Source organism: Bradyrhizobium sp. I1.14.4 (assembly GCF_050435825.1).
In the GTDB taxonomy this organism is placed as follows: Bacteria; Pseudomonadota; Alphaproteobacteria; order Rhizobiales; family Xanthobacteraceae; genus Bradyrhizobium.
The window spans coordinates 108,975-121,587 of sequence record NZ_JBNDLA010000007.1; the positions used below are offsets into that span (position 1 = coordinate 108,975).

A 12,613-nucleotide genomic window follows, 5' to 3' on the forward strand; every position below is an offset into this window, starting at 1 on the left:
TGGGTCAGCGCCGGCGCGGATGCGCCTTCTGGTGCCACGCCCAGGCCGAGCGAATGATGTAGCCGAGATCGGACCGCCTCGCCTTGAAGCCGAGGCCGCTCTCCGATTTGGAGGGATCAGCCACCAGGATCGGCGGATCGCCGGCCCGGCGTTCGCGCACCACGCTCGGCACCGCCTCGCCGGTCTCGGCGCGGATCGCCTCGAGCACCTCGCGTACCGAATAGCCGGTACCGGTGCCGAGGTTGAACACACTGCCGGCATCGCCCTTCAGCAGCAGCTCGAGCGCGGCGATATGGGCGGCAGCGAGATCGTCGACATGGATGTAGTCGCGCACCGCGGTGCCGTCAGGCGTCTCATAATCCTCGCCGAAGATCGCAAAGTCCGGCACGTGTCCCAGCAGCGCCATCAGCGCGCGCGGAATCAAATGCGTCTCGGGATCGCGGAGCTCGCCGATGGTGGCGGAGGCATCGGCGCCGCAGGCGTTGAAGTAGCGTAGGCAAACCGATTTGAACTGATAGGCCGCACGGTAATCGGCCAGGATCTGCTCGATCATGAATTTGGAGCGGCCGTAGGGATTGACGGTCGGTCCTGCGGCGCTCTCGGGAATGGGATCGCGCCCGGCGTTGCCATAGACGGCGCCGGTGCTGGAAAACACCAGGCGGTCACAGCCCGCCTCCCGCATGCCGCGCAGCAGGCCGAGCGTGCCGGCAACATTGTTGGTGAAGTATCTCTGCGGATCCGCAACGGACTCGCCGACCGCGCTGAACGCGGCGAAATGCATCACGGCGAGCGCATTGTGCTCGCGGATCGTGGCTGTGATCTTGTCGTGATCGGCAACGTCGCCGATCACAAGCGGTCCCCATTGCACGAAGTGGCGGTGGCCGGTGGACAAATTGTCATAGACGACCGGGAGAAACCCGGCCTCGGCGACGGCCTTGGCGCAATGGGACCCGATGTATCCCGCGCCGCCCGTGATGAGAATCGAACCCCTGCTCGCCATCGAAAATGTCGTCCCTGCGCGGACCAATCCCGCGTCTCAACAGACGCAGCGTCTGCATGGGTACGACATTCCGTCTGGCGCGGCAAAATGACGATGGGAATAGCGTTAAGACCGAAGGGATTTTTGCCGCCGAGTTGACGGTTAACGCGACCCCAGCGGAACGTTGGTTTGTTGCCCGACCGGCGGCGTGTGTCGCGATGGCCTCCCGTAAGGGTAAACCGGTGTTGCCGGCGGGACCGGCCGGGTCGCCTGCGGCCGCGACGTCGGAACGCCGCCGCCCGGTCCATCGATCGAATAGCGGCTTGCGCCCTGCGTGGTCTGCCCGGTGCCCTGTGCAAGCACGGGAACGCCTGGGGCGGCGACGAGCGTCGCTGCTGTGACAAGCCCGGCCAGCTTCATGTCGATGCCTCGATGGGTTGCATCGGGATCAACCGGTCGGGCCGCCAAACGTTCCGGGAATGCCGTCGCAGCACTCTGGGATCTCCAGCATCCCCAAACGAAAGTGGCGCGGCAGGATGTCTCGCCGCGCCAGCCGGCGTGAGGCAGCCGGCGCGCTCTGTTAAATCGTCACGCGCTGCCGGGGTGCGATCCCGCACCAACTCATCACGAGATCGGCGAGCGTCTTGATCTCGAGATCCGCGGGCGTGCCGCTGGCGAAATCGGCCACCGACTGCCCCAATGCGACGGCGCGAACATAGGCCGAGCGGCTTCCGATCATAGGCCCGATCTCCTCGTCGAGCGTATCCAGCTCCTCGATCAGTTGCTGGCCTTCGAGCGTGCGCTGGTCGACGCGGTTCGGCACGATCATAGCACGGAGCGCCGTTCGCCGCGTCGCACGCACCTCCCGCACGATGTCGAGCGTCCGCGCCGTGGCCTCGATATCGAGGCCGGACGGCGTACAGGGCATCAGCACGATATTGGCGACCGCGAGCACCGCCCCCAGAACCCGATCGTTGGGCGCGGAGTCCACGACGATGATCTGATGCGGGATCTGGCGCATCAGCTTGGCCCATTCGGCGACCGGCCGGGTTTCCGGATCAAGCTGGTAGACGGGGAACGACAGATTGCCGGGCTCGGCCCAATGGCAGGCGGACGCCTGGGAGTCGGCGTCGACCAGTCCGACCACGCCCGTACGCCGGTCGAGCTCTGCGGCCAGCAGGACCGCAAGAGTCGTCTTTCCGACCCCGCCCTTGCGCTGGGCAACCGAGATGACAAGCGGCATCGCAAGCTCCTGGCGTTATCCCCCGTGGGTGCGCGGGAGGACACCTTCATCAACGAGCGTCAGCATCCGGGGCAGACAGACCCGCTTTGCGTCGTAATTGTCCCTCACGAAGCTCCTCGCCTTCATCCGCATCTTCTTGAAGGCCTTGGGCCGTGACAACACCGAGACTACCTGATCCGACAGCGCATCAATATCAAAAAACGGCGCCAGCAGGCCGTTGCCGTCCGAGATGATGTCGCGAAGCGGGGCCGTGTCGGACGCCACCACCGCACATCCCGCGCTCATGGCCTCCAGCAGCGACCATGACAGCACGAACGGATACGTCAGGTAGACGTGCACCGAGGAGATCTGCAGCAGTTCGAGATACGGTTCCCGAGGAATCCGGCCGAGGAAATGCACGCGGCGTAGGTCGATATCCGATTTGATCTCGTCCAGGAACATCGACTTCCAGCTCAATCCCTTGGGCGGATTTGCGCCGTAGGATGTCCCGCTGCCGCCGACGATCACAACCTGCGCGTTCGGCCGCGCAGCCAGGATCCTCGGCAGGGAGCGCATGAAGATATGGAATCCGCGCACCGGCTCCAGATTGCGCGAGACGTAGGTGATCACTTCGTCGTCCGCCGACAGTGTCGCGCCGTTCGGAAGCTGAAACCTCGCGACCGGATTCGGCTTCACCTCATCGGTGTCCACGCCTTCGTGGATGACCTCGATCTTGCCCTGAAACTCGCGGGGAAAGGTCGACCTCTGCCACGGCGTCGGCGAGACGCCTGTATCGCATTCGGTGAGCGCCAGCAGCGTGGTCGCATTCTTCAGGTGGAGTGCGACATTGCCATCAAGGCCCGTCATGGGAAACTCGGGATCGAAACCGACGTCCCTGCCCTCGGCGCCGTAGTAGAATTCGCAATAGAGGATGATCCGCGCCCTCGGAAACATCGTGCGCAGCGGCAGCGTCTCGCCCCAGCCGGGATGCGCGAAGATCAGGTCGGGCACGAAGCCCTGGCCCGACAGCGATGACAGCGCATACAGAACCTCTTCGGCACGTCGCGCTTCGACATCGAAGCGGCGGGCAAACGGATGGACGACTGCGGAATCCGACTTGGTCGTCGAGTATTTAAGCAGTCGGATATCCGGCGTGGTGCTCGCGGTCGATGAACCGACGGCAACGACCCTGTTGCCGGGCTGCTCCGCAAGCGCGCGCGCAATGTGGCGGTACTGGGCTGGAAAGTTATTGTGGACGAAGAGGACGTTCATTGGCGGGCGAGCGCGCCCCCCGGCCGCGCGATCTTCGATTGGGGTCAGGGTCTGCATCATGACCGGCGGTTTGTCATCGGTATACACGGGTGAAACTATCTTGGCGGATTAACATTAAGCCCCCTTCTATCACACAGATTTTTGGGGCACACTGTGGGAGACATATCAATCCATTCCGTTAGGCTCGCAGGCGACGATGAACGAACAGATTCAGCAGAAAACCATTGATCTGGCACGGGGTCTTTTCCTGGTTCGGTACAATGGCGCAGACGATAAAACGTCACCTCCGGTGGTGCGCGTATACGCGGATCGCGCCAGTATTAACAATTGTAATATCATTACCGGACCCGATGCGGTCAATGGAACCCTGTTTGCGCCCGAGAGCGCGCTGGTTGTGTCGGTCGCCCGGCCAAGCCGCGTGATCGTCGAGGTCACGGCAGGACGCGCCGGCGCGTCGACCGCCGCCAACATCAAGATCGAACCGCTGACGCAAGGACAACCGGCCGTGCAGCCGGCGAGCCAGCCGTTCGACACGTTCGAACCCGCGGCCGGTCCCGGCGAGCTGATCGACCTCAAACTCCTCGCACATGTTGCCGGTTTGGGTGACGTGACGGTCGGCCCGGATACCTGGATCGCCGGACCGTCCGCTCCGGCCCGAATCGAGGGCATTTCCCTCGAATGGCCGAACAAGCCGCACGATCTCAACCTGCAATATGCGGTCAAATTCGCCAGGCCGCAGCGGGGCGACAACCAATTCGTTCCGCTCGGGACCTTTGCCGGAACCCGGGGACGCGCGCTGGCCATCACCGGGTTCTCGCTGGAAGCCACAGGCCCCAGCGCGGATCGCTATGCCATCTCGGCCGAGACCATATTCCTGGGGGCCCCCGCCTTGCGGGTCACCGGGAACCGGATTGTGGTGTCGGGCCCTTCGGGTCGGGAACCCTTGGTGGGCCTCAAGCTCAATCTCGAAGAGCGCCGGGTGCAGGCAGCGCCGCTCGCGCCCCAGCAGCCGAGGCGCGCTGAACCCATCAATCCGGTGCCGCGCGTGGACGACGGACCACGCCTCGAGGGACGGGTGCGCGTGTTCCGTAGCCGTCAGAGCGCAGTCAAGACGGCCGGCTGACATACAGGCAGACAAGGGCGACAGTTGACCGCCAACGCGCGCAGGATCGCCTTTACGTCCAAACCGCTCCACCACGTCGATCTCGAGCGGGCCGCTGTAGCGGCGCTCGAGGCGCGTGATTTCCGTCGCGCGTTCGCGCTCGCCGATCGCCGCTGCCGGATCCTGCCGCATCCGGGCGCCCGCGCCCATCTGCTGCGCGCAGAAGCGCTGTTTCACCTCGATCTCAAGGATGCGGCTGTCGCGAGCGTGGCCAGGGCGATCGAGCTTGAACCGGATGATCTGGTCGCAGCGCGGCGAATGATGGCGTGGGGTGACGGCCTTCAGCAGATCGAAGCGGCACGAAGCGTCGCGCGACGCGACGACGATCCGGATTCGGTCAGGAGTGCCCTCCTGCTGCTCGAACAGAGCGGTCAGGACAGCTGCGCTCGCGTCGACTTCCTCGACGAGGAGGTGAAGGGATGGGTGACGTGGCGAGGGGCTGATGACCCGCACCTCTCGCTGGCGCAGGCGGATCAATCCAGCGCTGTCCAGCTTCCGTCCGATTCCCGTCACAGATTCGCTCTCGATGGGCGGCGCGCGGCGAGCTTCCGTCTGATACGACCGGCGTCCACGACCTCGCAACGCCTCGAGATCACGCAGGCGGACCGGGTCATCGCAAGCATTCAACTCCCGGCCAACCGCGTTCCGGATCGCCGGAACGCACCGCAACGGTCGGCTCGCGCTCGAAACGGCGAAACTCCCCCGCTCACCATTATCATCCCGGTTTACCGGGATTTGGCCGCAACGCGTGCCTGCATCGAAAGCGCATTGACTGCTGTCGCCTGCACGCCGGGCTCGACCGTCGTTGTCGTGGATGATGCGTCGCCCGAGCGCGACATCAAGCGCCTGCTCGGCGAGCTGGCGGCGGAATTGCGCATCCGGCTCCTGACCAACGAGCACAATCTCGGCTTTGTCGGTGCAGTCAACCGGGCACTTGGCGAGACTGGCGCCGGCGACGTTGTGCTGCTGAACTCGGACACGATCGTGCCGAAATACGCGCTGCAACGCTTGCGAAGCGCCGTGCAATCGACACCGAGAGTGGGAACGGCGACGCCGCTCTCAAACAACGGCGAGTATACCAGCTTTCCAGTCCCGAACCGGTCAAATCCCCTGCCCTCGCCCGGCGAACTAGAGTTGCTGGACGAACTTGCGGGCAGTGCAAATCCTGGGGTTGCGGTCGACATTCCCAACGGCATCGGGTTTTGCCTCTACATTACCCGCGAATGTCTCGACGCCGTGCGTGAGCTCTCCGACGACTTTTATCGCGGCTATCTCGAGGACGTCGACTTCTGCCTGCGCGCCGCGGAGGCCGGCTTCCGTAACGTATGCATCCCTTCGGTCTTTGTCGGACACGAGGGCTCGCGCTCGTTTCTCGGCGAGAAGCGTTCGCTGGTGCTGCGCAATCTTCGCATTCTCGAGCACCGTTACCGGCGTTATGCGACGGAGTGCGCCGCGTTCCTGGTTGCCGATCCGCTCCGCGATTGCCGCGCGGCGCTTGAGCTCAAACTGCTCTCGAACGAACGGCCCGCCGCCGGCCCACACGTCATCCTCTGCGGTTCCTCCGTCGGCCGGGAGATTGCCATCCGGCGGTGCCGGCAGCTCGCGGCGGAGGATCAGCGCGGCCTGGTGGTGCAGATCCGCGCAGAGGGAAAACGCCAGCTGGCCGCAATCTTCGATCCGGATGGTGGCGCTCCGCAGTCGATCGCACTCGACGTTGCGACGCCTGCGGGTCGCGAAGCTCTTCTGAAGCTTCTCGCCGATCTCGAAATCCGGTCGCTCGAGATTGCGGAACCGAACCGCATCCCCGGCGCATGTCTGGCGCAGCTCACGCACCATTTCGCCTACGACCTCCTGATCACCGACACCGCACTCGCGATGCGCAGCGCGGTTGGATCAGGCGCCCATCCGGATTGGAAAGGCCTGATCGCCGGGACGCGGCGCGTGACAGCGATCGGTGAAGACGGGGCAGCTTTTTCGGAAACGGTTCTCGGCCTGCAAGTGGCCCGGCTGACCGATCCGCCCGCACCACGCGCACTGCATCGCGCCGAGAGCGGCCCGACGCGTCTCGGCGTGCTTGCCCTGCACGCCAGCGCGGTCGAATTCCGCTTCATAAGAGCGTTAAGCGATCGAATGGCCGACGCCGACGAAAACGTCGAGATCGTCGTGCTGGGCACCACGCTCGACGATCTCAAGCTGATGCAGCGGCCGAACGTCACGGTCAGCGGCGAAATCGCCGTCGACGAGATTGCCACGCTCATCGAAGGTCACGGCATCGCGAAATTGGTTCTCGACATCGGCCAACCGGCGTTTGGGCATCCGCTGGTGGACGCGCTCCTGGCAACCGGACTGCCGGCCGCAGCGACGGTGTGGATTCCGACACCGCCGGCGCGCGGCCGGACAACCGACCTGAGGCTGCAGCCGGGCCTTGATGCCGACCAAACGATTGCGGCCGTGCTCGGCTGGGTGGTCGAGGATGTCCAGCTACATCCCGAGCGGAGGAGCGGTCGGCACAGGCGGCAGGTTGGCACGCGGCTTCCATGATCGCGGCGGCCATGCAAGCGAAGAGAACGGCGTCGAGTCCAACCCCAGCAACGGGCTGTAATAGGGATCGTCGAGCAGCACCTCTCCCCACTTCGCGCGCAGCATCGACAGCTCCCGGTTGAAGCGCGCTCTGCGATCCGACGCGGAATCGCGACCTCGACTCGCTGACTCCAAATGAACGAGCTTCGCATCCGGCGTGAATACGATCCGCTTTCCGAGCTGGCGCAGCTTCAGGCACAGATCGATATCGTTGAAGCTGATCGGAAAGCGGATCTCATCCATCCCGCCGACGGCCAGGAAATCGCGCTTGCGCATCAGCAGACACGCTGCCGTCACCGCCGAACATTCGTGCGCCACCTGGAGGAGATCGCCGTAGCCGGGATCGCCATCCATCCGGTCGTTGAAGGCGTGCGCAGCCGAGAAATTGGCCCCCAGCACCACCCCGCCATGTTGCACGACGCTGCTCGGCCAGAGCAGCTTTGCGCCGACGGCTCCGACATCGGGAGCGGCGAGCCGCCACAGCAATTCCGCCAGCCAGCCATCGTCGAGCGCCGCGACGTCGTTGTTGAGAAGGCAGATATTCTCGGTGTCGACGCATTCGACGGCGGCATTGTTGATGGATGCGAAGTTGAAAGGACCCTCGACCGAGATGACGTCGATCTCCTCCGCGGACAGGCTTTCCAGGTAGTCCAGCGTTTCAGGCTCGGTCGAGCTGTTATCGACGACAAGAATCCGGGCGTTCGTCTCATTTGCGGCCGGCGTGACCGTCTCGATACATCGCTTGAGGAGTTCGGCTCGATTTCTGGTCGGGATAATGATTGTGGTGCGCTCGTTCCAATCGACGGCGCGCTTGACCTGAACGGCCGGAAGAAGACCTGCTTTCCTCGGCTCGACATTCGCCTCGATACCGGCTCTGGCAAAATAGGCCTTGCTTGCCGCCACCAGTTCGGTGGTCGCAGCCGGCGCATCAATCCGCGGCAATGCCGCAACCGATCCCGGAAGATGATAGGTTCGATCAGGCTCCACGCAGGACAGGAAGATATCGTAGAGCGACGCCGCCGATCGCAGCGCTTCGAGGGCGCGTTCCCGGCGCACCGCAAAACAATACGCCCCATAGCCCTGCTCGAGCGCGCGTTCGAGATCGAATGCGGAAAACGCCAGCGGCCAGACAGCGCCGGCGCCTGCCGAGACCTCGACGTCGCCATAAGCCAGATCACAGCCGGGTTCAGACGCGAAGACATCGGCGAAGCGCTGCAAGGCATCTTCGGCGAGGATCGTCCCGCTCAGGCAGAAAACAAAGAACTCACTGTTGGCGGCATCGCCATCGACAAACTCGCGCGCCGCTTTCGGATCGAACTGGCTGAACGCCCGCGCCGGCAGGCATACCGCCGACCAGGCCGAGTGCCGCTGGGCTTCGAGGCTTTCGATGCTTTCGTCCACCCTGGCATCGCCGATCAGGACGACCGCGGCTTCGGATGGAACGTCGGGCTGTTCAGACTCCGGTGTCGGCGAGAAGCGCTCCTTCCAGCCGCAATAGGCGTGAAATGGCATCGAGGCCGGCAGCACCCGGTCGAACAGCTGTCCGCGAAGCCGCTCGCTATCCCAGCGCCCGAGATCCGCGAGCGTCTGCTCCAATCCGCGCTCGAAAGCGACAAAGGCAATCGGCTCCGAGATCAGACTCCGTCCCGAAATCGTCCGCGCGGAAAGTCCACGCATCCGACCGTCCGCAAAATGCTCGGGTAGATGAAAATCGATCCGGCGACCGACGCCGAACTCGCCTCCACGCGCAACATTGGTCCATCCGGTTGGCCTCACGGTCATCACCGGCCGTTGTGCGATCAGGATCTCGATGTCTTCGTCGATGTCCTGAGCGAGCCAGCCCTCGAAGCGCAAGGCTCCGACCCATGCGATATCGCCGATGCGGTGCCACCGCGCTTCCGCTGCAGCGACATCGCACCGAATCGGAGCACCGACCGGACTTCCGATATTTGCCAGTCTCGCCTCGACGATCTTGGCGCTCGAGCTGACCTCATCCTGCACGTTGAAGGTGAAGCCAAATCGACCGTCGCCGATCCCGGCATCGGCGAGCTCTGTTACAAACTCGTCACACAATGATGACATGTATGGCTCGCCGTCGACGAGCAGTTCGACGGTGTAGCGTCGGCCGAGATCGGCGCGGTCGTAAACAAATCCAGAAAACGTCGTGCGATCGTATCTGGAGAATTGCGTTTGTAACGACGCGTATCCAGCTCCCGAGGACCTCTGCTTGCCAATCGTCATCGTGCTCATGTCCACCCCTCAAACGGCGGCTCGATTGTCGGTCGATTTCAAGTTGAGAATGTGTCCATGGCGCGCCCAAGGTGACTAGCGAGCACTCACCTGCACTGATGCGATCACCGTTTGCACAAAAAGCCGCCGACCTTCAACACAAACTATGCGTTATAAAATTTGGCGTTATCGGCGCCAATTGTGCTAGTGCTAACTCCTCCTCTCCACACTGATCGACGAGCGGATTCATGAAGATTGCAATGGTTGGAACGGGATATGTAGGTCTCGTGTCCGGAGCGTGTTTTGCCGATTTCGGCCATCAGGTCGTTTGCGTCGACAAGGACGCCGGCAAGATCGAAGCCCTGAAGCGCGGCAAGATCCCGATCTATGAAACCGACCTCGATAAGCTCGTCGAGACCAACACCGGCGCCGGACGTCTGACCTTCACGACGGAGCTCGCCGGAGCCGTCGCAGATGCTGACGCGGTGTTCATCGCGGTTGGAACACCCTCGCGGCGCGGCGACGGCCATGCAGACCTGAGCTACGTCTATGCGGCCGCCAAAGAGATCGGCGCCGCGCTCACGAAGTTCACCGTGGTGGTGACGAAGTCGACCGTTCCCGTCGGCACCGGCGACGAGGTCGAACGCCTGATCCGCGAGACCAGTCCCGACGCCGATTTCGCCGTGGCCTCGAACCCCGAATTCCTGCGCGAAGGCGCCGCAATCCAGGATTTCCGCCACCCCGACCGGATCGTCGTCGGCACCGAGGACGATCGGGCCAAGAGGGTGATGGGCGAAGTCTACCGCCCACTCTACCTGAACCAGGCGCCGATCCTCTATACCGCGCGACGCACGGCGGAACTGATCAAATACGCCGCAAATGCCTTCCTTGCCACCAAGATCACCTTCATCAACGAGATCGCCGATCTTTCCGAAAAGGTCGGGGCGAACGTGCAGGAGGTCGCGCGCGGGATCGGGCTCGACAACCGGATCGGAACCAAGTTCCTGCATGCCGGCGCGGGCTATGGCGGTTCGTGCTTCCCGAAGGACACCCGTGCGCTGTTCAAGACGGCGCTCGACCACGACGTCCAGCTGAAAATCGTCGAAGCCACCTTGACCGCAAACGACAATCGCAAGCGCGCGATGGCGCGCAAGGTCGCCAACGTGCTCGGCGGAGAGCTGCGCGGCAAGACAATCGGCGTGCTTGGCCTGACCTTCAAGCCCGATACGGACGACATGCGCGAGGCCCCCTCGATCCCGCTGATCAACGGCCTGATCGACTTCGGCGCCAAGGTTCGGGCCTACGATCCCATTGGCATGGAGCAGGCCCGCAAGGAATTGCCGGAGATCGAGTACTGCAAGGACGCCTATGCATGCGCGCGCCAGGCGGATGCGCTGGTGATCGTGACCGAGTGGCGCCAGTTCCGCGCCCTCGATCTCAAGCGCATCAGGCAGGAGATGAAGCATCCGGTCGTCGTCGACCTGCGCAACATCTACCGTCCGGACGAGATGGCCGCGCACGGCTTCACCTACGACAGCATCGGCCGGCCGCGCTGAGCGGCCGCACCTGACCGGCGACGATCGCCGCCGGTCAGCTCGATCTTTTGCTCGATCCTGGAGCCTCGTTCCGATTGAATCGAAACGGGGCTCTGGTTTTTCTGACGCGCTTTCTTCGCGCAAACCTCTCTTGATAACGCTCTAGGCGGGCGCCGGCGCGCCGAGCTGAACAAATGCATCCAGCTCGCGGGCGAGCGCTTCCTGCCAGGTCGGCATCGTCACACCGAACTGCGCCTTCAGCCGCGACAGATCCAGCCGCGAATTGCCTGGACGCACCGCCTTGGTCGGGAAATCGGCCGTGGCAATCGGAACGATGTTTTCGACCGCCAGCGTGACGCCGCGCGACCGCAGCCCGCCGACAATGGCCGTTGCGAAGCCGTGCCAGCTGGTTTCGCCGGCGCAAACGAGATTGACGACGCCGCCCCTGCGCGCGAGCTGATCGTGCAACGTGGTGAGGTTCGGCAGAACGATGCCGGCGACCGCACTGGCGATCGCTTGCGCCGTCGTCGGCGCGCCGATCTGATCGGCCACGATCCGCAGCTCCTTACGCTCGCCGGCGAGCCGCGCGATGGTGCGCAGGAAATTGGTGCCCTTTGCGGCATAGACCCATGAGGTGCGCGCGATCAGATGCGCCCCGCCCGCCGCCTGGATCGCGACATCGCCGGCAAGCTTGCTGGCGCCATAGGCCGACAATGGTTCGGTCGGGCTGTCCTCGCGCCACAGCCTGTCGCCTGAGCCATTGAAGACGTAGTCCGTGGAGAAATGCACCAGCGGCACACGGTTCGTTGCGGCCCATTTGGCGATCGCTTCAGGCCCCTTTGCGTTGACCAGGAACGCCAGCTCGCGCTCGTCCTCGGCGCGATCGACGGCCGTATAGGCCGCCGGATTGATGATGAGATCGGGCTTCAAGCTCTCAAGCTGGCCCGTCAGCATCTCCGGCTTCGACAGATCGAACTCCGCCGTCGGCGGCGCGATGATCGTGCCATGGCTTTCCAGCAGCGGCTTGAGCGCACTGCCAACCTGGCCGCGTGTTCCCGTCAACAAGATCCGCATCAGATTTGTCCATAGGTCGGAAGATTGCTGGCGTCGGCCAGGAGCGGCGCGTCCGCATCCTTCGCCGACAGCTGTGGCTTATCGACACCCCATTTGATCCCGATCGCCGGATCGTTCCACCGGATCGAGAGCTCGTCCTTGGGACTGTAGAAGTCGTCGCATTTGTAGAAGAAGTCAGCGGTTTCCGAGAGCACCACGAAGCCGTGGGCAAAGCCGCGCGGCACCCATAATTGCCGGCGGTTGTCCTCGCTCAATTCAACCGCGACATGCTTGCCGAAATTCGGGCTGCCGACACGCACGTCGACGGCAACGTCGAGCACCTTGCCGCGCAGCACGGTCACGAGCTTGCCCTGGGTGACCGGGTTTTGCAGATGCAGCCCGCGCAGCACGCCATAGGCCGAGCGGGACATGTTGTCCTGCACGAAGGGGCGCGCGATGCCGTGCTCGACATAACGGGGAGACTGGTAGGTCTCGAGGAAGAAGCCGCGCTGGTCGCCGAACAGCTTCGGCTCGACGATCAGGACTTCAGGAAGCTCGGTCTTGATGACGTTCATTTGACG

The 12,613-nt window shown here is 63.7% G+C and carries 10 protein-coding genes; 4 read left to right on the top strand and 6 right to left on the bottom strand.

From position 1 onward, the window contains the following. Window positions 1-4: 4 nt before the first annotated feature. The 3 genes from galE to ABIB78_RS16660 all read right to left on the bottom strand — a co-directional run bounded on the left by galE (window position 5) and on the right by ABIB78_RS16660 (window position 3,473). Window positions 5-1,000 (bottom strand): UDP-glucose 4-epimerase GalE, encoded by a 996-nt coding sequence (galE, locus tag ABIB78_RS16650; RefSeq protein ID WP_429026339.1) that lies wholly within the window; start codon window positions 998-1,000, stop codon window positions 5-7. A 559-nt stretch (window positions 1,001-1,559) separates the two neighbouring features. Further along, window positions 1,560-2,222, bottom strand: a complete 663-nt coding sequence (locus ABIB78_RS16655; protein WP_429026342.1) for an AAA family ATPase — start codon at window positions 2,220-2,222, stop codon at window positions 1,560-1,562. 15 nt (window positions 2,223-2,237) lie between these two features. Further along, window positions 2,238-3,473 carry a glycosyltransferase family 4 protein gene (locus ABIB78_RS16660; protein ID WP_429026343.1) on the bottom strand — a complete coding sequence of 412 codons (1,236 nt, stop codon included), beginning with the start codon at window positions 3,471-3,473 and terminating at the stop codon, window positions 2,238-2,240. Window positions 3,474-3,669: 196 nt separating this feature from the next. Between ABIB78_RS16660 and ABIB78_RS16665 the strand changes: the two genes are divergently transcribed. Both ABIB78_RS16665 and ABIB78_RS16670 read left to right on the top strand, forming a co-directional pair. Next, window positions 3,670-4,596: a hypothetical protein gene (locus ABIB78_RS16665; protein WP_429026345.1), complete on the top strand. Its 927-nt coding sequence runs from the start codon at window positions 3,670-3,672 to the stop codon at window positions 4,594-4,596. A 300-nt stretch (window positions 4,597-4,896) separates the two neighbouring features. Further along, on the top strand, window positions 4,897-7,176 hold the full coding sequence (locus ABIB78_RS16670; RefSeq protein ID WP_429026787.1) for a glycosyltransferase family 2 protein: 2,280 nt from the start codon (window positions 4,897-4,899) through the stop codon (window positions 7,174-7,176). Here ABIB78_RS16670 and ABIB78_RS16675 read toward each other — a convergent pair. Then, entirely contained in the window at window positions 7,117-8,892 is a 1,776-nt protein-coding gene (locus ABIB78_RS16675; RefSeq protein ID WP_429026347.1) for a glycosyltransferase family 2 protein, read from the bottom strand. The genes ABIB78_RS16670 and ABIB78_RS16675 overlap by 60 nt on opposite strands. 27 nt (window positions 8,893-8,919) lie before the next feature. On the opposite strand from ABIB78_RS16675, the gene ABIB78_RS16680 reads away from it, so the two are divergent. Together ABIB78_RS16680 and ABIB78_RS16685 are read left to right on the top strand one after the other, a co-directional pair. After that, window positions 8,920-9,291, top strand: coding sequence for a hypothetical protein (locus ABIB78_RS16680; protein ID WP_429026349.1), 372 nt, complete (start codon window positions 8,920-8,922; stop codon window positions 9,289-9,291). A 401-nt stretch (window positions 9,292-9,692) separates the two neighbouring features. Then, a complete protein-coding gene (locus ABIB78_RS16685; protein ID WP_429026351.1) occupies window positions 9,693-11,000 on the top strand; it encodes a UDP-glucose dehydrogenase family protein in 1,308 nt (435 codons plus the stop codon). Window positions 11,001-11,141: 141 nt separating this feature from the next. On the opposite strand, the gene rfbD is transcribed toward ABIB78_RS16685, so the two are convergent. Beyond that, a complete protein-coding gene (rfbD, locus tag ABIB78_RS16690; protein WP_429026353.1) occupies window positions 11,142-12,053 on the bottom strand; it encodes a dTDP-4-dehydrorhamnose reductase in 912 nt (303 codons plus the stop codon). Then, on the bottom strand, window positions 12,053-12,607 hold the full coding sequence (gene rfbC / locus ABIB78_RS16695) for a dTDP-4-dehydrorhamnose 3,5-epimerase (protein WP_429026354.1): 555 nt from the start codon (window positions 12,605-12,607) through the stop codon (window positions 12,053-12,055). The genes rfbD and rfbC overlap by 1 nt, the downstream gene beginning before the upstream one ends. Window positions 12,608-12,613 lie beyond the last annotated feature (6 nt).

Excerpts from the sequence above, each read along its gene's own strand:
- ABIB78_RS16660 (WP_429026343.1), bottom strand. The coding sequence starts at position 3,473 with ATGAACGTCCTCTTCGTCCACAATAACTTTCCAGCCCAGTACCGCCAC.
- ABIB78_RS16655 (WP_429026342.1), bottom strand. The coding sequence starts at position 2,222 with ATGCCGCTTGTCATCTCGGTTGCCCAGCGCAAGGGCGGGGTCGGAAAG.
- rfbC (WP_429026354.1), bottom strand. The coding sequence starts at position 12,607 with ATGAACGTCATCAAGACCGAGCTTCCTGAAGTCCTGATCGTCGAGCCG.
- ABIB78_RS16685 (WP_429026351.1), top strand. The coding sequence starts at position 9,693 with ATGAAGATTGCAATGGTTGGAACGGGATATGTAGGTCTCGTGTCCGGA.
- rfbD (WP_429026353.1), bottom strand. The coding sequence starts at position 12,053 with ATGCGGATCTTGTTGACGGGAACACGCGGCCAGGTTGGCAGTGCGCTC.
- ABIB78_RS16665 (WP_429026345.1), top strand. The coding sequence starts at position 3,670 with ATGAACGAACAGATTCAGCAGAAAACCATTGATCTGGCACGGGGTCTT.
- galE (WP_429026339.1), bottom strand. The coding sequence starts at position 1,000 with ATGGCGAGCAGGGGTTCGATTCTCATCACGGGCGGCGCGGGATACATC.
- ABIB78_RS16680 (WP_429026349.1), top strand. The coding sequence starts at position 8,920 with ATGAAAATCGATCCGGCGACCGACGCCGAACTCGCCTCCACGCGCAAC.
- ABIB78_RS16670 (WP_429026787.1), top strand. The coding sequence starts at position 4,897 with ATGGCGTGGGGTGACGGCCTTCAGCAGATCGAAGCGGCACGAAGCGTC.
- ABIB78_RS16675 (WP_429026347.1), bottom strand. The coding sequence starts at position 8,892 with ATGCGTGGACTTTCCGCGCGGACGATTTCGGGACGGAGTCTGATCTCG.